This window comes from Kribbella sp. NPDC002412, assembly GCF_053592935.1.
On record NZ_JBSFBL010000011.1, the window covers coordinates 13235 to 35182 of the forward strand.

General features: G+C 69.9%; 26 protein-coding genes. 15 read left to right on the forward strand and 11 right to left on the reverse strand.

Annotation, left to right across the window (positions count from 1 at the left end; all coding sequences use genetic code 11):
• Window positions 1-15: 15 nt before the first annotated feature.
• Window positions 16-1026, forward strand: coding sequence for an LLM class flavin-dependent oxidoreductase (locus ACWCOV_RS11405; protein WP_449829147.1), 1011 nt, complete (start codon window positions 16-18; stop codon window positions 1024-1026).
• Here the strand turns inward: ACWCOV_RS11405 and ACWCOV_RS11410 are convergent.
• Window positions 1023-1520: an Lrp/AsnC family transcriptional regulator gene (locus tag ACWCOV_RS11410; protein WP_449829148.1), complete on the reverse strand. Its 498-nt coding sequence runs from the start codon at window positions 1518-1520 to the stop codon at window positions 1023-1025. The two genes, ACWCOV_RS11405 and ACWCOV_RS11410, sit on opposite strands and share 4 nt — an antisense overlap.
• Window positions 1521-1662: 142 nt before the next feature.
• On the opposite strand from ACWCOV_RS11410, the gene ACWCOV_RS11415 reads away from it, so the two are divergent.
• A complete protein-coding gene (locus ACWCOV_RS11415; RefSeq protein ID WP_449829149.1) occupies window positions 1663-2817 on the forward strand; it encodes a trans-sulfuration enzyme family protein in 1155 nt (384 codons plus the stop codon).
• 24 nt (window positions 2818-2841) lie between these two features.
• Here the strand turns inward: ACWCOV_RS11415 and ACWCOV_RS11420 are convergent, their stop codons facing one another.
• Window positions 2842-3414: a ClpP family protease gene (locus tag ACWCOV_RS11420; RefSeq protein WP_449829150.1), complete on the reverse strand. Its 573-nt coding sequence runs from the start codon at window positions 3412-3414 to the stop codon at window positions 2842-2844.
• A 126-nt stretch (window positions 3415-3540) separates the two neighbouring features.
• Between ACWCOV_RS11420 and ACWCOV_RS11425 the strand changes: the two genes are divergently transcribed.
• The 3 genes from ACWCOV_RS11425 to ACWCOV_RS11435 all read left to right on the forward strand — a co-directional run bounded on the left by ACWCOV_RS11425 (window position 3541) and on the right by ACWCOV_RS11435 (window position 5398).
• Entirely contained in the window at window positions 3541-3897 is a 357-nt protein-coding gene (locus tag ACWCOV_RS11425; protein WP_449829151.1) for a helix-turn-helix domain-containing protein, read from the forward strand.
• A 3-nt stretch (window positions 3898-3900) separates the two neighbouring features.
• Complete coding sequence (locus tag ACWCOV_RS11430; protein ID WP_449829152.1) at window positions 3901-4884, forward strand: pyridoxal-phosphate dependent enzyme; 984 nt, start codon at window positions 3901-3903, stop codon at window positions 4882-4884.
• Window positions 4885-5005: 121 nt separating this feature from the next.
• Complete coding sequence (locus ACWCOV_RS11435; protein WP_449829153.1) at window positions 5006-5398, forward strand: GNAT family N-acetyltransferase; 393 nt, start codon at window positions 5006-5008, stop codon at window positions 5396-5398.
• On the opposite strand, the gene ACWCOV_RS11440 is transcribed toward ACWCOV_RS11435, so the two are convergent.
• Window positions 5385-6260, reverse strand: coding sequence for a hypothetical protein (locus tag ACWCOV_RS11440; RefSeq protein ID WP_449829154.1), 876 nt, complete (start codon window positions 6258-6260; stop codon window positions 5385-5387). The genes ACWCOV_RS11435 and ACWCOV_RS11440 overlap by 14 nt on opposite strands.
• 100 nt (window positions 6261-6360) lie before the next feature.
• Between ACWCOV_RS11440 and ACWCOV_RS11445 the strand changes: the two genes are divergently transcribed.
• The 3 genes from ACWCOV_RS11445 to ACWCOV_RS11455 all read left to right on the forward strand — a co-directional run bounded on the left by ACWCOV_RS11445 (window position 6361) and on the right by ACWCOV_RS11455 (window position 9160).
• The gene (locus ACWCOV_RS11445; protein WP_449829303.1) at window positions 6361-6930 is read left to right on the forward strand and encodes a DUF4865 family protein; all 570 of its coding nucleotides are present in this window, start codon (window positions 6361-6363) and stop codon (window positions 6928-6930) included.
• Window positions 6931-7032: 102 nt separating this feature from the next.
• Complete coding sequence (locus ACWCOV_RS11450; RefSeq protein ID WP_449829155.1) at window positions 7033-8217, forward strand: MFS transporter; 1185 nt, start codon at window positions 7033-7035, stop codon at window positions 8215-8217.
• A gap of 10 nt (window positions 8218-8227) precedes the next feature.
• Window positions 8228-9160: a DMT family transporter gene (locus ACWCOV_RS11455; RefSeq protein WP_449829156.1), complete on the forward strand. Its 933-nt coding sequence runs from the start codon at window positions 8228-8230 to the stop codon at window positions 9158-9160.
• On the opposite strand, the gene ACWCOV_RS11460 is transcribed toward ACWCOV_RS11455, so the two are convergent.
• Complete coding sequence (locus ACWCOV_RS11460; protein ID WP_449829157.1) at window positions 9079-9774, reverse strand: TetR/AcrR family transcriptional regulator; 696 nt, start codon at window positions 9772-9774, stop codon at window positions 9079-9081. The two genes, ACWCOV_RS11455 and ACWCOV_RS11460, sit on opposite strands and share 82 nt — an antisense overlap.
• 50 nt (window positions 9775-9824) lie before the next feature.
• Here ACWCOV_RS11460 and ACWCOV_RS11465 point away from each other — a divergent pair, with 50 nt between their 5' ends.
• Window positions 9825-10736 (forward strand): SDR family oxidoreductase, encoded by a 912-nt coding sequence (locus tag ACWCOV_RS11465; RefSeq protein ID WP_449829158.1) that lies wholly within the window; start codon window positions 9825-9827, stop codon window positions 10734-10736.
• Here the strand turns inward: ACWCOV_RS11465 and ACWCOV_RS11470 are convergent.
• Both ACWCOV_RS11470 and ACWCOV_RS11475 read right to left on the reverse strand, forming a co-directional pair.
• On the reverse strand, window positions 10733-11533 hold the full coding sequence (locus ACWCOV_RS11470) for an MBL fold metallo-hydrolase (protein WP_449829159.1): 801 nt from the start codon (window positions 11531-11533) through the stop codon (window positions 10733-10735). The two genes, ACWCOV_RS11465 and ACWCOV_RS11470, sit on opposite strands and share 4 nt — an antisense overlap.
• Before the next feature lie 14 nt (window positions 11534-11547).
• On the reverse strand, window positions 11548-12144 hold the full coding sequence (locus tag ACWCOV_RS11475) for a LysE/ArgO family amino acid transporter (RefSeq protein WP_449829160.1): 597 nt from the start codon (window positions 12142-12144) through the stop codon (window positions 11548-11550).
• A 73-nt stretch (window positions 12145-12217) separates the two neighbouring features.
• On the opposite strand from ACWCOV_RS11475, the gene ACWCOV_RS11480 reads away from it, so the two are divergent.
• Window positions 12218-13111 (forward strand): LysR family transcriptional regulator ArgP, encoded by an 894-nt coding sequence (locus tag ACWCOV_RS11480; RefSeq protein WP_449829161.1) that lies wholly within the window; start codon window positions 12218-12220, stop codon window positions 13109-13111.
• Here ACWCOV_RS11480 and ACWCOV_RS11485 read toward each other — a convergent pair.
• On the reverse strand, window positions 13092-13595 hold the full coding sequence (locus ACWCOV_RS11485; RefSeq protein ID WP_449829162.1) for an N-acetyltransferase family protein: 504 nt from the start codon (window positions 13593-13595) through the stop codon (window positions 13092-13094). The genes ACWCOV_RS11480 and ACWCOV_RS11485 overlap by 20 nt on opposite strands.
• A 64-nt stretch (window positions 13596-13659) precedes the next feature.
• Here ACWCOV_RS11485 and ACWCOV_RS11490 point away from each other — a divergent pair, with 64 nt between their 5' ends.
• Window positions 13660-14805 carry a calcium:proton antiporter gene (locus ACWCOV_RS11490; RefSeq protein WP_449829163.1) on the forward strand — a complete coding sequence of 382 codons (1146 nt, stop codon included), beginning with the start codon at window positions 13660-13662 and terminating at the stop codon, window positions 14803-14805.
• On the opposite strand, the gene ACWCOV_RS11495 is transcribed toward ACWCOV_RS11490, so the two are convergent.
• The 3 genes from ACWCOV_RS11495 to ACWCOV_RS11505 all read right to left on the reverse strand — a co-directional run bounded on the left by ACWCOV_RS11495 (window position 14771) and on the right by ACWCOV_RS11505 (window position 17745).
• Window positions 14771-16213 (reverse strand): ankyrin repeat domain-containing protein, encoded by a 1443-nt coding sequence (locus tag ACWCOV_RS11495; RefSeq protein WP_449829164.1) that lies wholly within the window; start codon window positions 16211-16213, stop codon window positions 14771-14773. The two genes, ACWCOV_RS11490 and ACWCOV_RS11495, sit on opposite strands and share 35 nt — an antisense overlap.
• Window positions 16214-16354: 141 nt before the next feature.
• Window positions 16355-16714, reverse strand: a complete 360-nt coding sequence (locus ACWCOV_RS11500) for a YybH family protein (protein ID WP_449829165.1) — start codon at window positions 16712-16714, stop codon at window positions 16355-16357.
• The gene (locus tag ACWCOV_RS11505; RefSeq protein ID WP_449829166.1) at window positions 16711-17745 is read right to left on the reverse strand and encodes an amidohydrolase family protein; all 1035 of its coding nucleotides are present in this window, start codon (window positions 17743-17745) and stop codon (window positions 16711-16713) included. The genes ACWCOV_RS11500 and ACWCOV_RS11505 overlap by 4 nt, the downstream gene beginning before the upstream one ends.
• A 114-nt stretch (window positions 17746-17859) precedes the next feature.
• On the opposite strand from ACWCOV_RS11505, the gene ACWCOV_RS11510 reads away from it, so the two are divergent.
• From ACWCOV_RS11510 to ACWCOV_RS11520, 3 genes are read left to right on the forward strand one after another with little or no spacing between them, the layout of a single operon-like run.
• Entirely contained in the window at window positions 17860-18276 is a 417-nt protein-coding gene (locus ACWCOV_RS11510; RefSeq protein ID WP_449829167.1) for a hypothetical protein, read from the forward strand.
• A gap of 2 nt (window positions 18277-18278) precedes the next feature.
• Window positions 18279-18710: a thiol-disulfide oxidoreductase DCC family protein gene (locus ACWCOV_RS11515; protein ID WP_449829168.1), complete on the forward strand. Its 432-nt coding sequence runs from the start codon at window positions 18279-18281 to the stop codon at window positions 18708-18710.
• On the forward strand, window positions 18682-19350 hold the full coding sequence (locus tag ACWCOV_RS11520) for a TetR family transcriptional regulator (protein WP_449829169.1): 669 nt from the start codon (window positions 18682-18684) through the stop codon (window positions 19348-19350). The genes ACWCOV_RS11515 and ACWCOV_RS11520 overlap by 29 nt, the downstream gene beginning before the upstream one ends.
• Window positions 19351-19477: 127 nt before the next feature.
• On the opposite strand, the gene ACWCOV_RS11525 is transcribed toward ACWCOV_RS11520, so the two are convergent.
• Entirely contained in the window at window positions 19478-19990 is a 513-nt protein-coding gene (locus tag ACWCOV_RS11525) for a DinB family protein (RefSeq protein ID WP_449829170.1), read from the reverse strand.
• 197 nt (window positions 19991-20187) lie between these two features.
• Between ACWCOV_RS11525 and ACWCOV_RS11530 the strand changes: the two genes are divergently transcribed.
• The gene (locus ACWCOV_RS11530; RefSeq protein ID WP_449829171.1) at window positions 20188-21936 is read left to right on the forward strand and encodes a DEAD/DEAH box helicase; all 1749 of its coding nucleotides are present in this window, start codon (window positions 20188-20190) and stop codon (window positions 21934-21936) included.
• Window positions 21937-21948: the final 12 nt, after the last annotated feature.

The window sequence follows — 21948 nt, forward strand, 5'->3', positions numbered from 1 at the left end:
GGTTGGTGGTTGAACGTGACCTCCGAACCGATGCCGTTGTCCGTGCTCGACCTCTCGCCGGTGCCGACCGGATCGCGGCCGTCGCAGGCGCTGCACGAGACGCTGGAGCTGGCCCGCGCCGCAGAGGCCGCCGGGTACCACCGCTACTGGCTGGCGGAGCATCACAACATCCCGAGCGTCGCCAGCTCGACTCCCGAGGTGATGATCGCGGCCGTCGCCGCGGCCACCTCGCGCATCCGCGTCGGCTCCGGCGGCATCATGCTGCCGAACCACTCGCCGCTGAAGGTCGCCGAGACGTTCCGCGTGCTGGCCGGCCTGCACCCGGATCGCATCGACCTCGGCATCGGCCGCGCACCCGGCACCGACCAGCGGACCGCGCTGGCGCTGCGTCGCAGCCGGGAGGCGCTCGGCGCTGACGACTTCCCCGAGCAGTACGCCGAGCTTCGCGCGTACGCCGAGGGCTTCCCGGCCGGCCACCCGTTCGCGCCGATCTCCGCGCAACCCGACGACGTACCGCTGCCGCCGGTGTGGATCCTCGGCTCCAGCACGTACGGCGGCCAGGCCGCGGCCGCACTCGGGACGGGGTTCGCGTACGCCGGTCACTTCGGGACGCTGGATCCGGCCGGTGTGATCGCGTCGTACCGGGAGAACTTCCAGCCGTCCGACCACCAGTCGACGCCGCACGTCATCCTCGCGCTGGCCGCGATCGTCGCCGACACCGAGGAACGCGCGCAGCAGCTCGCGCAGGCCAACGCGCTGTCCATGCTGCGCCTGCGCTCCGGCCGGCCGGGTCCGCTGCCGTCACCCGAGGAAGCCGCCGCCTACCCGTGGTCCGACGCCGAGCGCGCGGCCGTCGAGGAGTGGGCCGGGCTGGTCTCCGTCGGCACGCCTGACCAGGTCGTTGCCGATCTGTCGAGCCGCGCGAAGGCCGCGGACGCCGACGAACTGATCATCACCACGAACATCCACGACCCCGCCGAGCGCCGGCACTCCTTCGCGCAGCTGGCCGCCGCCTGGGGTCTCTAGCTCGCTCCGCCGCGGACGTGCTCGAAGATGAGGCTCGTCTCGGCGTGTACTACGGCTGGGTCAGCGGTCAGGTGGTCCAGCACGAACTCGCGGAGCGCGTCCGGCGACGCAGCCGACACGTGCAGCAGGTAGTCGTTCGCGCCGCTGACGTGGAACAGCGACAGCACTCCCGGTAGCCCGGGCACCTTCGTCCGGAAGCGGTTGATCTCATCGCGGGAGTGCGCCCCGATGCGCACCGCGACCAGCGCCTGCAGCGGCTGTCCGAGCGCCGCCAGGTCCACGTCGGCGTGGAAGCCCCTGATCACCCCGCGCTCCCGCAGCGACCGCACCCGCATCAGGCAGGTCGACGGGGCGATTCCGGCTGCCTCCGCGAGCGCGTTGTTCGGCATCCGGCCGTCGGCGGCCAGCAGCCGGACCAGCTCGCGGTCGACGTCGTCGAGCCCGTCGGGAGCCGCGCGCGGGGCCGGTCCCGGGGTCCGACGATCCTTCGGCATGGCACCACTGTAGGACTCCTCCACAGAATCCACAGCGTGTGGATGAGCCTGTGGATGAATTTTCTTCGGAACTCTTGCGGCAGATCTGCAGAAGATTCCATCCTCGTCGCCGAGTGAGTGCAGGCGACATGAGGAGGCACGCATGACCCAGCTCGACACCCGGTCGGTGCACGCCGGCCGCGACGACCTCACCGCGCTCGGCGTCCACGTGCCGCCGATCGACCTGTCCACGACCTATCCGCTGCCCGGGGTGACGGCCGGCGGGACGTCGTACGACGTACTCACGCAAGGCAAGGCGCCGGACGGCGGCAGCCTGGTGTACCAGCGGCTGTGGAACCCGACGGTGGCCCGGTTCGAGGAGGCGCTCGCGGAGCTCGAGCGCACCGACTCGGCGGTCGCGTTCGGGTCCGGGATGGCTGCGCTCACCGCTTGTCTGCTCGCCACTGTCGCCGCCGGCCGCCCGGACGTGGTCGCCGTACGGCCGCTGTATGGCGGGTCAGACCACCTGTTGTCCACAGGCCTGCTGGGTACGACGGTCAGCTACACGTCGGCCGATTCGGTGGCAGCGGAGATCCGGCCGGAGACCGGGTTGGTGCTTCTGGAGACGCCGGCCAACCCGACCGTGGAGCTTGTGGATATCGCGGCGGTGGTCCGGCAGGCGGGCGACGTGCCCGTGCTTGTGGACAACACGTTCGCGACGCCCGTCCTGCAGCAGCCGGCTCGTCACGGGGCGAGCCTGGTGCTGCACTCGGCAACCAAGTACCTCGGCGGCCACGGCGACGTCATGGGCGGCGTCGTCGCGGCCGGCGCGGAGTGGACAGCCCGGCTCCGCCAGATCCGGGCCGTGACCGGTGGCCTGCTGCACCCGCTGGCCGCGTACGAACTGCACCGGGGACTGCAGACGCTGCCAGTGCGAGTACGGGCGCAGCAGGCAACCGCCACCAAACTCGCCGACTGGCTGACCGCCCAGCCGTCTGTGGAAAAGGTCTACTACCCAGGTCTCACCGACCCCCACGAACTGATCGGCCGTCAGCAGTCAGGCCCCGGCGCCGTCCTGGCCTTCACAGTCGCGGGCGGCTACGAAGCCGCCGCCCGAGTAGCCGACTCGCTGAAGCTCATCACCCACGCAGTCTCCCTAGGCGGCGTAGACACCCTCATCCAGCACCCCGCCGCCCTAACGCACCGCCTGGTGGCCAAGGAAGCCAAGCCCGGAGACGCCCTCCTCCGCCTCAGCCTGGGCCTGGAAGACCCCGAGGACTTGACCGCCGACCTGCTCCAGGCACTCGCCCGCGCCTGACCAGCCACCCCTACACGCCGGCCGTCAGGCCGGTACTGCGGTTGGCCTCGTGAGGACCCGGTCGATGATGCCGTAGTCCTGGGCGGCCTCGGCGGTGAACCAGCGGTCTCGGTCGAAGTCGGTGGTGATGCGGTCGAGGGGTTGGCCGGTGCGTTCGCTGATCAACCGGGCCAGGTCTTCGCGGGCTTTGATCGCCTGCTCGGCCTGGGTCTTGATGTCGGAGGCCGTGCCGCCCATGCCGCCGGTCGGCTGGTGCATCATGATCCGGGCGTGCGGCAGCGCGTACCGCTTGCCCGGCGTGCCGCAGGTGAGCAGCACCTGACCCATCGACGCGACCAGGCCCATCGCGTACGTCGCCACGTCGTTCGAGATGAAGTTCATCGTGTCGTAGATCGCCAGCCCGGCCGACACCGAGCCGCCGGGGGAGTTGATGTAGAGCGAGATGTCCGCCTTCGGGTCCTCGGCGTTCAGCAGGATCAGCTGTGCGCACAGGGCGTTGGCGTTCTCGTCCTTGATCTCGTCGCCCAGGACGAGGATCCGCTGCCAGAGCAGCCGCTGGTAGATGTGGGTGTCGAGGGTGTTCGGCGTTTCGCTCATGCCGTCCAGCCTGCGGCCGGACCGTCCGGAACCGGCCGGGAATCTGCCCGTGGCAGATCTGCCCACCGCAGACCTGGCCGGGATGGCACACTCGGTACAGGAGATCCGGAGGCGAGGAGGCCAGACGTGTTGCTACGCCAGGTGATCGGGAACGTCTTTCGCCGGCTGCGGCGTGAGCGGGGGATCACCCTGCGCGAGCTCGCCGAGCTGGCCCAGGTGTCGGTGCCCTACCTGTCCGAGATCGAGCGCGGCCGCAAGGAGCCGTCGTCCGAGATCCTGGCCGCGATCTGCCGCGCGCTGGACCTCGAGCTGACCGATCTGCTGGCCGAGGTGCAGTTCGACCTGGCGACCGCGGTCCGGTCCACGCTGCCGATCCGTCTCCAGACGGCCGCGATCCGGGTCGAGCAGTCGGCTCCGCGCCGGATCACCTCGTCCCCGCGTGCCTACTCCGGCTCGGCCGAGGCCTTCTGCCTGGTCGCCTAGGTCGTGCGCTGGTACGACAACCCGACCGCACGCTCCTGGCGTACGGCGCCTCCACCGGACGAGGTGCTGGCGTTCCACCAGAGCCTGCCCGGGTACCGCCTGACGCCGCTGACCCCGGTCCCGTCGCTGGCCGCTGAGCTGGGTGTCGGCCAGGTCTTGGTGAAGGACGAGTCGCAGCGGCTCGGCCTGCCCGCGTTCAAGGCGCTGGGCGCGTGGTGGGCGATCCACCGGGCGATGCAGGACCACGCGGGTCCGGTGGAGCTCGTCACCGCGACCGACGGCAACCACGGCCGGGCGGTCGCTCGCCGGGCCGCGATGCTCGGGCTGCCGTCCCACGTGTTCGTCCCGGACGTCGTGAGCGATGCGGCGATCGACGCGATCCGGTCCGAGGGCGCGACGGTGACTGTCGTACCTGACACGTACGACGCCGCGGTCGCCGAGGCAGCGTCGTACTCGGACGACCCTGGCCGGCTGTTGATCCAGGACTCCGCCTGGCCCGGGTACGAGGTGGTGCCGCAGCACATCGTGGACGGCTACTCGACCCTGTTCCGCGAGATCGACGTACAGCCCGACCTGGTCGTCGTGCCGATGGGTGTGGGGTCGATCGCGCAGGCGGCAGTCACCCACTACCGCAGCGGTTCGTCCACTCCCGCTGTGCTGGGCGTAGAGCCCGCCTCCGCCTCCTGCGTCACCACCAGCCTGCTGGCCGGTGAGCTTGTCACTGTCCCCACCGGCAAGACAGTCATGGCCGGCCTCAACTGCGGTACGGCGTCGACCCTCGCCTATCCCGTACTTCGCTCAGGCCTCGACTACGCCGTCACAGTCGACGACGACGAGGCACTGCAAGCAGTGGATGACCTGGCCGCGGCCGGCATCTCGTCGGGCGCAAGCGGCGCAGCCACGCTGGCCGGCCTCCGTGCCGCCCGCGACCGCCTCCAACTCACCCCGGACAGCACCATCATCCTGATCAGCACCGAGGCCCGCTAAAGCAGAAGACTGCAAGCACAGCCCCGTCCTAGCCTGACCGGATGCAGACTCACGTGAAGTCGGCCGCACCTGACGAGGTCGCGGGCTGGAGCGCTCGCCTGGCTGCGGCGGAGAGAGTGCTGTGAAGCTCGTGGTGCGGTTTCCGGTGGATGACGTGGAGCTGTCGACGCTGCACGCGGTTGCGTTCGGTGGCGAGGTCGAGGTGCAGGCGTGGCGAGAGCGGCTGGAGCGGTGGGCGCTCACCTGGGTGGGGGCCTTCAGCAACGAGCAGCTGGTCGGCTTCGTGCAGGTGTGCTGGGACGGCGGTGCCCATGCGTTCGTGCTGGACACCGCCGTACATCCGGACCATGGTCGGCAAGGCATCGGGAAGCGGTTGGTGCTTGCTGCGGCTGAGGAGGCGAAGGCCGCCGGGTGTGAGTGGCTGCATGTGGACTACGAGCCACACCTGACCGCCTTCTACGTCGAGGCCTGCGGCTTCAGGCCGACCGACGCGGCGCTGCTCAAGCTGAGATAGCGGTCAGCCGCTCGGTGGACACGCAGGAGATCAGGCAGCGCTCCTTCGCGTCGCCGAGCAGGTCGGCAGTCCACGTGGTGAAGCCACCGTCGCCCAGCTCCGCGCCGTCGCAGCCGATGCCCAGCGCCGTACCGGCGTAGTAGTTCCGGCCCTTCTCCCGCGCCGCGTCCTCGACCAGCTCGGTCTTCAGCGCCGGGCGGACGGTGTCGTCGATCCGCTCCCGCACAGCCGACGGCGTGAACGTCGTGAACGTCAGCTCGGCCGCGTCACCCAGCACGTCGTGCCAGTAGCGCAGGTGATCTACCAGCAGCTCCGCCTCGGTCCGTCCCGAGCCGGTGTCCCGCGCACTCGACACCAGCACGAACAGCTGGAAGTGCGCGAACATCCCCGGCCCGTCGACCGCCTGTGCCCGCACGACTCGCTGGCACGCAGCCAGGTGTACACGTGGCTCACCAGCACGACGCCGTACGGCGGCCTCGATCGCCAGCTCGTTGGTCGGGTCGCTGGCGACCTCGGTGCTGCGGATCGTGCTGAGCACCTGGTGCTGGTTGATGTTGGAGACCGCCGAGCACGTGCCGAGGGGCGTCACCGGCGACAGCTCGACGCCCGCGAACTGGTCTGGCAGCAGCTCCCACAGCCGCTGCTGGGTCTTCACGAGCCGCCGCGGGTCGGACGTGGACGGCTGCACGAACCGGTCCTGCTGCCACCGCTGCAGCAGCCGCGCCGGCGTCACCTTCGCGGCCCGGCCACGGCTCACGTCCAGCAGCACGGACTGCAGGTCCGACGGACTCAGCCCGTCGACCAGCGCGTCGCGGCTGCCCTCCGGCAACTTCGCCCAGATCCGTTCGCTCACGTCACCCATCGCCCTACTCTGACCGACGCGTGGACGACCGCGCTCCCCAATTCTTCTGTACCTACTAGTATGTCGGCGACCGAGCGGAAGGGTGTGGACCGTGGACGCGATGCAGTACGAGATCACGTTGCCGACCGACTACGACATGGGGATCATCAGGCGGCGGGTGGCGACCACCGGGCACCGGCTGGACGACTTCGACGGGCTGGGGATCAAGGCGTACCTGATCCAGGACCGGGCCAACGGCGCGATGATCAACCAGTACGCGCCGTTCTACCTGTGGAACGACTCGGCCGGCATGGGCCGCTTCCTCTGGGGCGGCGGGTTCTTCAGCGCGATCTGCACGTCCTTCGGCCGTCCGCCGGTGCGGCACTGGACCGGCGTGGAGGCACTGGCCGGCCCGGAGTCGGACCAGCCCGCACTGAGCGCGACCAGGCACACGCAGGCACTGCCCAACGACGTGGACCCCGCGGATCCGGTCGGTGTGGCGCTCGAGGTGCTGCGCGAGAACGCAGGGCGATCCGGCGTCCACTCCGCGGCGCTGGCCGTCGATCCCAGCCGCTGGGAGCTGGTGTTCTTCACCTTGTGGAGCTCGCCCGAGCCGGGCGCGGTGCCCGGCACGCGGTACCAGGTCCTGCACTTGTCCACACCCGGAAGAAAAGACCTGCTGGGGCGCTGATTTCGCCGTATCTTTCAAGGCATGAGATACCCGAGCCCGCACCTTTGACGCCCTGACCGCCTACCGAAGAGCCTGTCCACTCGCATCGTCGCGTACGAGGCGTTGCAGGACTTCATCCCGCTGTATCCGCTGTACCAGCTGCTGTTCGCCGACCACGGGTTGTCGGCTGCCCAGATCTCGATCCTGTTCGTCATCTGGTCGACGACTGCCTTCGTGCTCGAGGTGCCGTCCGGCGCCTGGGCCGACACGTACTCACGGCGGAAGCTGCTGGTCCTCGGCGCGCTGATCAGCGCGCTCGGGTACACGGCGTGGATCACCGTGCCGTCGTTCGCCGGCTTCGCCCTCGGCTTCGTGCTCTGGGGCGTCTCGTCCGCGCTGATTTCCGGCACATTCGAGGCCTTCGTGTACGACGAGTTGGCTGCCCGCGACTGCACGGACAAGTACGCCGGGCTGCTCGGCCGGGCCAGGTCGGCCTCGCTGATCGCCAACCTCGCCGCGACCGCGTTGGCCGCGCCGCTGTTCGACCTCGGTGGCTACGTGCTGGCGGGAATCGTCAGTGTCCTCAGCTGCCTGGTTCAGGCTGCTGTCGCGCTGACCCTCCCGGAGGCGCCGGCCGTCGAGCCGGCCCAGCCGGAGGAGGACGAGCCACACTCGACCTCCACCCGGGCTGCCCTCACCGAGTACTGGACGATGCTGCGGGCCGGTGTGACCGAGGCGTTGACCAGTCGGGCCGTGCGGCGAGCGGTGGTGCTCGTCGCCTTGCTGGGTGGCTTCCTGGCGTTCGACGAGTACTTCCCGTTGCTCGCGCGAGATGCGGGAGCGTCGACCACGGTGGTGCCGTTGCTGATCGCGGTGACCGTCGCCGCGCAGGCGATCGGCGGCGCGCTCGCGGGACCGGCGTACAAGTTGCCAGCAGCAACCTTCGCGGTCGGGCTCGGCGCGACGGCCGGACTCATCGCCTGGGGTGCGCTGAGCGGCACGGCCTGGGGCTTCGCGCCGATCGCGATCGGGTACGGCGTTATGCAGCTGGTGATCGTGGTCGCCGAGGCGCGGCTGCAGGACTCGATCACCGGTCCGGCGCGAGCGACCGTGACGTCGGTGTCCGGGTTCTTCGCCGAGGTGTTCGCGGTCGCGGTCTACGTCGGGTTCGCGGTCGGTTCGTTGTGGTTCAGCATGGCGGTGCTGGTTGCCGCGTTGACGATCCCGGTGTTGCTGACGGCGATCGTCGTACCGTTCGCGCTGCCGCCGGCGAAGAATTCGGTGTCCGCCGAAGTGTCCGAGACCTAGCGTCGTAGGTATGAGGAAAGACAGCGTGTTGGCGGTGGGTGCGGCGGCGGTGGCGGTCGTGTTGTGGGCTGCGGCGTTCGTGGCGATCCGTCATGTCGGGCACGAGTTCTCGGCCGGTGCGCTGTCGTTGGGCCGGTTGCTGGTCGGCAGCGTGCTGCTGGGAGTGTTCGTGTTCACCCGCCCACGCCGCTGGCCGGCGAAGGGTGACTGGAAGTTCCTGCTGCCGTGCGGGCTGTTGTGGTTCGGCGTCTACAACCTCACGCTGAACGCGGCCGAGCAGCACCTCGACGCCGGCACGACCTCGATGCTGGTGAACATCGGCCCGCTGCTGATCGCCTTGCTGGCCGGCGTGTTCCTGCACGAGGGCTTCCCGCGCCAGTTGGTGATCGGCAGCATCGCCGCGTTCGGCGGGGTGGTGCTGATTGGCATGTCGTCGTCCGACGGACAGGCCGAGACGTGGGGCGTCGTCTTGTGCCTCGTCGCCGCGGCGGCGTACGCGATCGGGGTCGTCACGCAGAAGCCCCTGCTCGCCAGGCTGCCGGCGCTCGAGGTGACCTGGCTGGCCTGCGTCATCGGCACGATCAGTTGTCTTCCGTTCGCGCCGGCCTTGGTCCGGGAGACGGCTGACGCGCGACCGTCGAGCATCTGGTGGGTCGTGTTCCTCGGTGCGTTCCCGACCGCGATCGCCTTCACCGCCTGGGCCTACGCGCTGGCCCGGACCACCGCCGGGCGGATGGGCGCGACGACGTACCTGGTCCCGCCGCTGACGATCTTCCTCGGCTGGCTGCTGCTCGGCGAGAGCCCGGCGCCGCTGGCCTATCTCGGCGGCCTGCTCTGCCTGGTCGGGGTCGCGATCTCGCGCTACCGGCCGCGGCCGGCCAAGGTCGCGATGCCGGCGGTGAGCACCGCGAGTCCGGACTCGAAGCCGCTGTCGAAGTCGTAGGCGAGGCCTTCCGGCCCCAGCTCATTGACCACCCGCACCAGCGTCGGCGCCTTGCCTTCGGGCAGTCCCTGCACCCGAGCGAGCAGGTCGGGCGCCAGGTCGAACGTCTCCGAGCGGACCGAAGCCTCGCCCAGGGCGAAGCCGTGGATGAAGTCGACCAGCGTGTTCACCGACTCGACGATCTGCCGCGGTGACAGCCCGGCCCGGTCGAGCGCGCGGTAGTACGGCTCCACTGTCACGACCACGACCTCCGAGACTGTCGACGTATCGGACAGCACCTGCAGCGCCAGGTTCGGATGTGCCCGGAGCGCGTTGCGATACGCCCGCGCCGCCTCCTTGAGCTGCTCCTGCCACGGCACGGCGTCGCCCGGATCGGTCTGCTCCACGCCGGCGAACACGAGCTCGGCGAGCCCACCGAGGACGGCCGCCTTGTTCGGCAGGTGGTGGTAGAGCGACATCGGGTTGACCCCGAGCGTGGACGCGAGCCGCCGCATGGTGAGCGCGTCGATCCCCTCGTCGTCGACGATCCGCAGCGCCGCCGTCAGGATCGCCTCCCGGCTCAGCCGCTCCTCCCCGGCACGGGGTCGACCGGACCGCTTGCCAGCATTAACCATACGCCGTATGGTACATAACCATACAACGTATGGAAAATGTGGAGGCGGGTATGAAGCCGTTGGCGGGGAAGGTTGCGTTGGTGACCGGGGCGAGCCGGGCGGCCGGCCGGGGCATCGCGGTCCAGCTCGGCGCCGCGGGCGCGACCGTGTACGTGACCGGGCGCACCACGAAGGGGCGGCGGTCGGAGATGAACCGGCCGGAGACGATCGACGAGACCGCCGAGCTGGTCGACCAGGCCGGCGGCCACGGCATCGCCGTACCGGTGGACCACCTGGATCCCGAGCAGGTCCGCGCGCTGGTCGAGCGGATCGAGGCCGAGCAGGGCGCGCTGCACATCCTGGTGAACGACATCTGGGGTCAGTTCAGCGAGCCCGAGTGGGACAAGACCGTCTGGGAGAGCAACCTCGAGGACGGCCTGCGGCTGCTCCGGCTCGGCGTCGACACGCACGTGATCACCAGCCACTACGCGCTGCCGCTGCTGATCAAGTCACCGGGTGGCCTGGTCATCGAGATGACCGACGGGACGAACGAGTACAACGCGGACAACTACCGCGTCTCGTTCTTCTACGACCTCGCCAAGGGCGCCGTCAGCCGGATGGCGTTCGCGCTCGCGCATGAGCTCGACAAGTACGACGCGACCGCCGTCCTGCTCACGCCCGGCTGGCTGCGGTCCGAGGCGATGCTCGAAGGCTTCGGCGTGACCGAGGAGACCTGGCAGGACGCGACCGAGCGGATCCCGCACTTCGCGATCTCCGAGAGCCCGTCGTACGTCGGCCGCGCGGTGGCGGCCCTGGCCGCGGATCCCGACGTACGGCGCTGGAACGGCAAGTCCACGTCGAGCGGCGAGCTCGCGCAGGTCTACGGCTTCACCGATCTCGACGGGAGCCGGCCGGACGCGTGGCGCTACATCGTCGAGGTCCAGGACCCCGGCAAGCCGGCCGACACCACCGGCTACCGCTAAAGCTTGTACGGCGGGCAAACCTCGCTGCCATCGGCCGGAGTGGCCAGCGCGCGCGCATCACCGGACAGCGCAGCATGGGGATGGGCGGCCGCGATCGGGATCCCCGACGCGGCCGCCAGCGCGAGCACCTCCCGCCGCGACGTCACGGCCCGCGCCGGATCCCGCTCGTACACGTAGATGAGCTCAGGCCATCGAGCCTGCGCCGGATGCACCAGCACGTCACCGCCGAGCACTGCCCGCTCGGTCACCACCGACTGATGCCCGGGCGTGTGCCCGGGCGTCGGCACGAGCCGCAGCCCGCGTATCCCGGTCTCACCGTCCACAACCCGGAGCTGCTCGGCGTCGACGATCGGCCGGATCATCCGCTCGTACGTCGCCCCGCCCCGCACATGCTCGAGCTCGGCCCGCTGTACGACGTACTCCGCATTCTCGAACCGCGGCCGCTCGGCCTCCGCGCTCCACCCCACGTGATCCAGGTGCACATGCGTCAGCACCACGGTGTCGATGTCGCTCTCTCGTACGCCGACCTTCGCCAGCAACCCCGGCAGCCGTCCGCTCACCCCCAGCCACTCAGCGGCCTCGCCGCCCGCTGGGCCCACTCCCGCGTCAACGAGAACGACACCTGCGTCCCCGGTCACGAGATAGCTGTGGAAATGCAGCCACCACCCCGCGGCCCGCACGTTCCCGGGCATCACCGCCGAGGTCCACTCCGCATGGTCCGCACTCCACCCCGGCAGCGCGTCCTCGACGGGCTCCGGGAACACTGCCACCGCATCGCACAACACCGTCACGTCCACGGGCACAGTCTGGGTCAGTCGAGGAGCATCCAGGTGGCCAGACCGGCCATCAGCACGGCGATGGTCGAATCGAGGACCTGCCAGGCGCGCGGGCGGGCGAACAGGGGCGTGAGCTTGCGGGCGAAGAACCCGAGCGCGAAGAACCAGGTGAACGACGCGGTGACAGCGCCGATGCCGTAGACCCAGCGGCCGTCGGCGCCGCGCTGGTTGGCCAGCGATCCGAGCAGGACGACGGTGTCGAGATACACGTGCGGGTTGAGGTAGGTGAAGCCGAGGCAGGTCAGCAATACGCTGCGGAGCGCGGCGGGAGCGTGGTCGGCCGGGCTGATCGCGCCGGGGTTGAGCGCGCGCCTGGCGGCGAAGGCGGCGTACACGAAGAGGAAGGCGGCGCCGCCGTACTTCGCGATGTCGAGCGCGAGCTCGCTGCGGGTGAGCAGGGCGCCGAGGCCGGCGATGCCGCTGGAGATGAGGAGTGCGTCGGACAGGGAGCAGACCAGCACCACCGGCAGCACGTGCTCGCGACGCAGGCCCTGACGCAGCACGAAGGCGTTCTGCGCTCCGATCGCGACGATCAGGGACAACGTCGTGGCAAATCCGGCAAGGAGGGGCATGGCTACGACGGTAGGTAACCCGACTCCATCAGACCAGCTAAAGATTCTGAAGGGGCATTAGCATGGCTTCATCATGCAGATCGACTCGGCACAGCTCGACACCTTCGCAGCCGTCGTTGACGAAGGCAGTTTCGACGCGGCCGCGCGCCGGCTGAACATCACGCCCTCTGCCGTCAGCCAGCGGATCAAGGCGTTGGAGAGCCGGCTCGGCCAGGTCGTCGTGATGCGAGCCAAGCCGGCGAAACCCACCGAGGCGGGGGAGGCCCTGCTCCGGCTGGCCAGGCAGGTCTCGCTGCTCGAGTTGGAGGCGATCGCCGCGGTCCGTGGCAAGGTCGACACGCTCCGCCTGCCGATCGCGGTGAACGCGGACTCGCTCAACAACTGGTTCCTGCCCGCGATGCTCGACCTGTCCGAGCAGCACGCCGCGCGGTTCGTCGTCCATCAGGAGGACGAGGAGCACTCCGCGGAGTTCCTGCGCAACGGCACGGTGCTCGCCGCGGTGACCGGCGACCCGCGGCCGGTGCAGGGCTGTCGCGTGGTGCCGCTGGGGAAGATGCGGTACCTGCCGGTTGCCACGCCCGCGTTCGCGGAGCGCTGGCTGGCCGGGAAGCCGTTGCCGGAGGCGCTGGCCGAGGCGCCGATGATCGTGTTCAACACCAAGGACCTGCTGCAGCACCGGCTGATCCGCAAGGTCACCAGGCGCAGGCTCGACCCGCCGACGCACGCGGTGCCGGCGCCCGGCGCCTTCCACCAGGCCGTCCGGATCGGCCTCGGCTGGGGAATGATCGAGGACGAGGTCGCCGAGCCCGACCTGGCCGCCGGCCGCCTGGTGGATGTTGCCCCTGGCAAGTACATCGACGTGCCGCTGTACTGGCAGCACTGGAAGCTCCAGTCCAGCGTCCTGGACGCGCTGACCGCAGCAGTCCTGCGCGCCGCCTCCGTGGGTCTCAGAGCGGGCGGTGCATGACGTGCAGGCCGACGTACCCGTGCTTGGGGTGGTGGAAGGCCTCGGGGACGGTGCCGATGATGGTGAAGCCCAGGTCCTGCCACAGGTGCACGGCTGCCGCGTTGGTCTCGACGACGGCGTTGAACTGGATCGACCGGAAGCCTGATCGCCGGGCCCAGTCGATCATGTCCTCGCAGAGCAGCCGCCCGACGCCCTTGCCGCGGGCGGCCGAGCCGACCATGAAGCTCGCGCTCGCGACGTGCGACCCCGGCCCCGGCCGGTTCGGGTACATGTTGGCGCTGCCCAGAACGGTGCCATCGGCATCGACCGCGACCGTGGTCCGGCTGAGCGGGTCCTTGGACGGTGACATCCAGAGCGCCCGCGCCCGCTCCTCGGTGAGATCCGGGTCGTAGGCGTAGGTCTCCTGCGCGGTGACGATGTCGTGGAAGAACGGCCAGATCGCCGCCCAGTCGGCCGGTGTGGCATTCCTGATCTGTACTGACATAGTGCGAGAAGCATCACCCGAGAAGCCCAGGATGCCAACACCATTCCCGATAGACTGCCTGGGGATGACAAACACCGTGATCCAAGGGCTCCCACGCTGGAGTCTGGCCGTCCCCCCGTTGGCCTTCCTCGTGCTGTTGGTGTCCTGGGGTCGCGACCTGGGCGCGGTCCTGCTGATCCTGGTCTGCGCCGGGCTCGGCGCCGCCGTGATCGCGGCCGTCCACCATGCCGAGGTCGTCGCGCACCGCGTCGGCGAACCGTTCGGCACGCTGATCCTGGCGCTCGCGGTGACCGTGATCGAGGTCGCGCTGATCGTGACGCTGATGGCGTCCGGCGGCGACAAGGCGTCGTCGCTGGCGCGGGACACGGTGTTCGCCGCGGTGATGATCACCTGCAACGGCATCCTCGGGTTGTCCCTCGTCGTAGGCTCGCTGCGGCACCACGTGCAGGAGTTCCGTGTCCGGGCGTCCAGCAGCGCCCTGGCCGTGATGACCGCGCTCGTCACGCTCAGCCTGGTGCTGCCGACGTTCACGACCAGCGCGCCGGGCCCGCAGTTCAGCCCGGCCCAGCTCGCCTTCGCCGGTGTCGTCTCCCTGGTGATGTACGGCGTCTTCGTCTTCGTCCAGACCGTCCGGCACCGCGACTACTTCCTGCCGGTCCTCGCCGGTGCGCCGGAGGTCCAGCGGCACCGTGATGTCGAGGCGCCGGCCGTGGTCGACGAGGAGGACCCGGACGAGCATGCGGCCGCGCCAAGCGGCAAGACTGCACTGCTCAGCCTGGGCTTGCTCTTCGTCTGCCTGGTCTCGGTGGTCGGGCTCGCCAAGACGGTGTCGCCGAGGCTCGAGTCCGCGGTCGAGTCGGCCGGCGCGCCGCTCGCGGTGGTCGGCGTCCTCATCGCCCTGCTCGTGCTGCTGCCGGAGACGGTTGCCGCAGTCCGCGCAGCACTGCGGAACCGCCTCCAGACCAGCGTGAACCTCGCGCTCGGGTCGGCGCTCGCCAGCATCGGCCTCACCATCCCGGCCATCGCGATCGCGTCCATCTGGCTCGACGGGCCGCTGGTGCTCGGGCTGGGCGGCAAGGAGATGGTGCTGTTCGTGCTCACGGTGGTGACCGGCATGCTGACGCTGGCCACCGGCCGTGCGACGTTGCTGCAGGGCGCCGTACACCTGATGGTTTTCAGCGCGTTCCTGTTCCTTGCGGTAAGCCCTTGAGGTAGTCGATCACCGCCTGCTGGTGGTTGTGCTCGGCCCAGCCGAGCGCGTTCCCGCCGTACGACGGATCGCGTTGCTCCGGGTCGGAGCCGAGCTCGATCAGCTTCTTCACGGTGTCGAGGTGGCCGTAGAGCGCTGCCTGGTGGATTGCTGCGGATCCGCCCATGATGTTCAGGTCGAAGCCCAGGTTCCGCAACGGTTCCAGGGCTTGCGTCCGGCCGATCTCGCCGGCCCGGATCGGGAGGTAGGGATTGCGGGCGACGGCACGCGCGGCGAGCTCGGGGCTGACGTCCGGGGTCTCACCTCGCATGATCGCGGCGAACACCTCGTGGACTTCGTCCAGCGGGGCCGCCCCGGCAGCGCGGAGGAGCTCGGCGATCTCGGTGTGCCCTTGTATGGCGGCCAGCTCGTAGGCCCGGTGTCCGCAGAAGACCGGGTGCTCGGTCCCGCGCCCCTCCGGATCAGTGCCTTGGGCAAGCACCAGTTCGACCCGATGCAGGAGGCCTTCGGACGAGGCGAACACCAGCTCGTCCTCCATCAGCTGCTGTGGTGTCGGGTGCGCAGCCGTCATCCGTTCATGCCAAGGACCGCCGTCGCCCCGGCCGAGTCCATACTCGAGCAGGAGCTCCAGGTGCACGTCGTCGTACGGCGGGGGAGCACCGGGACCGCAGTTGTACATGGTCTGGCTGTCGTTCGGGTCAGCGCCGGCGTCGAGCAGCAGCCGGGCGAGCTCGACCCGGTCGCGATGCGGTGGCTGATCGCCTTCGCCACGGCCGAAGACGCCGGTCAACGCGGTGAAGGGCGACGGCAGGCCTTGCCAGAGATAGCCCGCGTTCGGGTCCGCGCCGTGTTCGAGCAGCAGGCGCGCGATCTCCACCTGATGCGGCGCGTCCAGACGGCTGTAGGTCAGGTAGACCAACGGCTCCCAGCGGTACGGCCCGCCTTCTGCGCGGGCCTGCTGCGGAAGATCCGCGCGTACGGCGTCCAGCTCGCCGGCCACCACCTTGGTGTAGATGTTGCTCAAGGCAATGTCCGGGGAGCGTTCGAGCAGCTCCCGCGCGGCGTGCTGCCGAGCCGGGTCGTCCTGCCCGTAGTGCAGAGTCGCCAGCCGGAGGAACTCGTCCGCTCGCTGCTCGGGCGTCTCGAGCGGGCCGCCGATCGGCTGCCGATGCGGCGACCGGCTGTACCGGTCGACCAGCTCGAGATGCCGCACGATCCGCGGCCAGCTGGGGAATCCGTAGCTCCGGGCGATCACCAGCTGCGCGTCGGCCAGCGTCTGCACCGGGTGGAACTCGGCGGCGAGGGCGACTGCGTCGGGGTTGTCGGCACGGACCTGCTTGAGGAGCTGCTTGGCCTGCTTGCGCAGGTGGTCCAGGTGCGGGTCGTTCGGGAGATTCCGGGTCGGCATCGCGACCTCCTCTCTACGAGCCTGCTGTCCGCGTCGTCAGGCGAGAAAGGAGGTGAACAGCTACCGCACAACTCCATGATCAGGTGGGCTGAGCCCTTCCCGCGGACCGGTGGCACCCTGAGCGCCTACCGGAAGGCTAGCTCAGAGCGGCTTTTCCATCCACCACTCGGTGAACTCGTGGGCGCGGTCCTTGTCGAGACGGATCACCCACAAGTTGCTGAACTCGGCCGGCGGTTCGGTCAGGTACGTGGTCCAGCCGCGGACGAACCCGACCCCGTCGCCGAACCCGAGCACGTCGTACTCGAAGGTCGTCTCACCCGGCGCGTCCGCGACCTCCAGCCAGGCGGTCGCGATCGCGTCCCGGCCGAGCACCGGCTCCTCGTCCGGCCGCCGGTACCAGGCGGCGTCCTCGGTCCACAATGCCGCGATGTCGGCCGGGTCGTTCGACTCCCAGGCCCTCCGGTACTTCGCGACCCAGCGGTCCAGGTCCTTCTCCTTCACGCGATCCGCCGGTGGTTCAGGACGACCGCCGCCGGGTTCGTGAGGACGGCGGGGTGCTCGCGCGGATCGGCGTCGTACGTGACGAGGTTGCCGTCGCCGCGGAGGCCGAGGTACTCCTGCGCGCTCGTCGACGCGGCGGCCAGCGCCTGGTCCACGGTCAGCCCGTGCTTCACGAGCAGGGCGACTTCGCCGGCCACGGAGCCCACGACGTCGGATCCGGTCAGCACGCGAACGCCGTACCGGTCGGCGAGCGGGAGCACCGATGCGAGGTACTCCGACCGGGCCTGGCGGCGCGACTCCTGCTCCGGGGTGGCGTTCGGGATCTCGCTGACCGAGGCGCAGAGGGTCGGCGTCCAGGCGCCGCCGCGAGCGCCGAGGGCCTCCAGGTCCTGCTCGGTGAGTGACGTACCGTGCTCGATCGAGTCGACACCGACCCGGATCAGCTCGCTGACGATCGCAGTGTTCGTGTGCGCCGCGACTCGCGCACCCCGTGAGTGCGCGAGGTCGACCATCGCCTGAATGACGTCGGTCGGGTAGGTCTGCGCCACTTCGCTGCCGCGGATCGGGCCGTCCGGTCCGACCGCCGGAAAGTCGGCGACGAGCTTGAGCCAGGTCGCGCCGTCGGCGATCTCGGCCTCGACCGCGGCCAGCAGGTCCTCCGGGGCGACCGGGTCGTACATCCCCGGGAAGTAGCGGCCCTGCGGGGCGAGGAAGCGCCCGGCCGCGAGCACGAACGGACGGCCGTCGTCCTCGGTGGTGGCCAGCTTGAGCGTCACCTCACGGTTGCCGCCGACGTCCCGCAGCGCGCTCACTCCGGCGTTGGCCAGCTCGCCGAGCCGCTCGTTCGCGAAGTCCGCGCCGAACATCACCGGCCCGTTGTCGCCGGGCCCCATCGTCAGGTGGCAGTGCGAGTCCACCAGCCCCGGTACGGCGAACCGCCCAGGCAGCACGTCGTCGTCACCGGCGCCGAACACGAGCCGGCCGGCGTCCCCGGCCGGCAGGACCGTCCCCTCGAAGACCCAGGTCGTCATCCCGCCATCCTGCCCCAGCACGAGACCCAGCTCACGTCACAGGCTACTTGAACATGTTCAAAAGGTGCCTGTAGGTTCAAGTTGAACGTGTTCAAAAGTGAGGATGTGATCGGCATGACCGTGACGACGTACCTGCTGTACCTGGTGATCTCCGTGCCGCTGATCGTGTGGGTGGCGCGCACCCTGAGCCGGAACGGGCGGATCTTCCTGGTCGACGTGTTCCACGGCAACGAGGACTTCGCCGACGCGGTGAACCGGCTGCTCGTGGTCGGGTTCTACCTGGTGAACCTGGGCTTCGTGACGCTGTTCCTGCGCACCGACAACGCGGTGGTGGACGCGCGCGGGGTGTTCGAGCAGCTGAGTGTGAAGCTCGGCATCGTGATGCTCGTGCTCGGCGCGCTGCACCTGACGAACGTCTGGATCTTCAACGCGATCCGCCGCCGCAGCCGGATCGACGAGATGACCAACCCGCCGGTGCCGCCGAACGACGTGCTCCCGCCCGCCGAGCCGTCGCCGCGCTTCGGTTACTGATCATGCGCGAGCTGACCGTCCTGTACGACGAGCAGTGTGGGCTGTGCCGCCGGTTCAGAGCGTGGCTGGCGGCGCAGCGGCCGGCGCCGAACGGGCGCGGAGGGGTGGTGCACCTGCGGTTCGTCGCGGCGGGGTCGGCGGACGCGCGGGCGCTCTACCCCGGCCTGGACCACGCGGCCACGCTGCGGGAGGTGACGGTGGTCGCCGACGACGGTTCCGTGTACGTCGGCGACCGGGCGTGGATCGTGTGCCTGTGGACGACGTGGGAGCACAGGCACACCGCCGTACGGCTGGCGAGTCCGGCGATGCGGCCGGTGGCGCGGGCCATGGTGCAGGCGGCCGCCGGTCTGCGGAGCTGGACCAGCGTTCGGGATCCTGGGGAGGGAGGTGACTACGCTGACCGATGTGACGGAAAGTGCGACGTCGAAGGGTGAGCAGACCCGGGAGCTGATCCTGTCCACCGCGCTGCGGCTGTTCCGCGAGCAGGGGTACGGCAAGACGACGATGCGCGCGATCGCCACCGAGGCGGGCGTGTCGGTCGGCAACGCGTACTACTACTACAGCTCCAAAGAGCACCTGATGCAGGCGTACTACGACCACCTGCAGGACCAGCACCGGGAGGCGGTCGCGTCGATCCTGGCCACGGAGAAGGCGTTCGTGCCGCGGTTGACCGGCGTACTGCGGACCTGGCTCGAGGTGGCAGCGCCGTACCACGAGTTCGCCGGGACGTTCTTCAAGACGGCGGCCGAGCCGAAGAGCCCACTGTCGCCGTTCAGCGACCAGTCCAGGCCGGCCCGGGAGGCGAGCGTCGAGACCTTCCGCCAGGTCGTCGACGGCTCCGACCTCAAGCTCCCCGCCGACCTGAAGGCGGAACTGCCCGAACTGCTGTGGCTGATGCAGATGGGCATCGTGCTGTTCTGGGTCCACGACGACAGCACCGACCTCCGCCGCACCAAGGCCCTGATCGACCGCTCGGTCCCGCTGGTCGACCGCCTCCTCCGACTGACCCGCGTCCCGGGCGTCCGCGGCGTGGTCAACGACATCGTCGGCCTGATCCGGTCGGTCAAGGTCTGACACTTCCCGGGGGCGTGCGGAGGAACTGGTGGGCTTGAACAGGCTATTTCCTGTTCAAGCCCACCAGACACCCGGTCAGCCCCCGACTCCTGGCCACGGCGGAGGGGCCACGCGTGCGTGTGGGGGACTACTCGCCCGTCGAGCCGTCGATCCGTTCGCGGAGAAGATCCGCGTGCCCGTTGTGCCGGGCGTACTCCTCGACCATGTGGAAGAGGAGCCAGCGGAGTGAGTACTCGGTCCCGAACTTCGGCCGGATGAAGGTGTGGTCGAGCTCGTACTCGGCGGCGATGCCGTCGGAGATCTTCACGATCTCCTGGTAGCCGGCCAGATCCTCCTCCGCCTGTGCGGGGTCGACCAGGTCGAAGTCGCCGTCCGGGTACTCGTTGCTCCAGAACTTGTGCTGCACCTCCTGCCCGGCGAGGCAGCGCTGGTACCAGTAGCGCTCGACCTCGGTCAGGTGACGGACCAGCCCGATCAACGACATGCTCGACGGCTCGACCGTGCGCTGGACGAGTTGCTCGCCGGTCAGCCCGGACAGCTTCCAGAGCAGTGTGCCGCGGTGGAAGTCGAGGAAACCCTGCAGGAGCTCGCGTTCGCTCCCGACCTTGGCCGGGATCACCCGGGAGTCAGCCGTAGTCACGCGCTGAACCTATGTGACGGACCTCCTGTGGACAACTCACGTGCGCGTGGCCCCCGGTGCCGTAGACTGATCGAGACGGCCCGCCCAGTTCTGCCTCGGGCCGGTGAGCGCAAACACACTGCGCCAGCAGTCGACTACCACGCGCCGCGGCCGGAGCCGCGCCGGGCAGGACGACCCCCGATCTTTTGGAGCATTGCATGGCGGTCAGCCGCCCCACGTCCACATCCACGCAAGACCAATCCACTTCCACCTCCCGTCCGCGCCGCCGGCGCCGCTCCGGCGCCCGGCCCGACGGTGCAGGTGCGCCTTCGACCGCCGCACCTTCCAGTACCACGGCGGGTGCGCCTACTCCAGCCGCGGACGGCAGTCAGCAGCGGCCGAGCCGCAACCGGCCGCGCCGCCGCGGTGACCGGCAGCCGAAGGTTGTCAACAGCAACAACACCGCAGACCTCAACGCGTACGACGACGTGGCCGAGTTGGTTGTCCCCGACAACCTCACGTTCGCCGATCTCGGCGTACCGGGTCCGTTGGTGGCCGCGCTGTCCGTTGCCGGTGTGTCCAAGCCGTTCCCGATCCAGGCGGCGACGCTGCCGGACTCGCTGGCCGGCAAGGATGTGCTCGGTCGCGGGCGGACCGGCTCCGGCAAGACGTACGCGTTCGTGCTGCCGGTGATCGCCCGCCTCGCCGCGAGTGGTTCCAAGCGCCGGCCGCATCACCCGCGGGCGTTGATCCTGGCCCCGACGCGTGAGCTGGCGACCCAGATCCAGGCGTCGATCACGCCGCTGACCGACGCGTTCGGCCTGCGCACGATGACGATCTTCGGCGGCGTCGGCCACGGCCCGCAGATCACCGGCCTGCGCAAGGGCGCCGACATCGTCGTCGCCTGCCCGGGCCGGCTCGAGGACCACCTGCAGGCCGGTCACGTGCGGCTCGACGCGGTCGAGATCACCGTGCTCGACGAGGCCGACCACATGGCCGACCTCGGCTTCCTCCCCGCCGTACGGCGGATCCTCGAGGCGACCCCGGCGGACGCCCAGCGGCTGCTGTTCTCGGCCACGCTGGACGCCGGCGTCGACGTACTCGTGCAGCGGTTCATGACCGACCCGGTCACGCACAGCGTCGACTCGGCGCAGTCGCCGGTCGCGAAGATGACCCACCACGTGCTGCACGTCCAGTCCGACTCCCGGCTGCCGGTGCTTGTCGACCTGACCGCGGCGCCGGGCCGGTCGCTCGTCTTCACCCGGACCAAGTACGGCGCCAAGGCGCTGACGAAGAAGCTGATCGCCCAGGGCGTCCCGGCCGTCGAGCTGCACGGCAACCTGTCACAGGGCGCCCGGACCCGGAACCTCGAGGCCTTCGGCAACGGTACGGCGAAGACGCTGGTCGCGACCGACATCGCGGCGCGCGGTATCCACGTCGACGACGTCGCGCTGGTGATCCACGCGGATCCGCCGATCGAGCACAAGGCGTACCTGCACCGTTCGGGTCGCACCGCCCGCGCCGGAGCCGAGGGCACGGTCGTGACGCTGATGACCGACGACCAGGTCCGCGATGTCCGCGACCTCACCCGCAAGGCCGGGATCGCCCCGACCATCACCAAGCTCAAGGCCGGCGACCCGCTCCTCACCGAGTTGGCTCCAGGCGAACGCACCTTTGTCGAGCCGCAGCTCCAGGCATCAGAGCGCGTCGCCTCCACCGGCTCCGGCTCAGCGCGCGGCAACCGCCGCCGGCGTGGCTCGCAGTCGGCGACGGGCCAGCGGTCCGCCGGGCAGCGCCCAGGAGATGGGACCAAGTCGGGCGGCCCGTCCCGCGGTCGTGGTCGCTCCAAGTCCGCGAGCACACCGAAGACCTACAGCACCACCACGCCGGGCTCGAGCTCACGCACCGCCGGAGCTGCCGCTTTCTCCGCCGGCGCCCGCATCGGCACCTCCCGCCGCGCCCGCTGAACCAACTACACG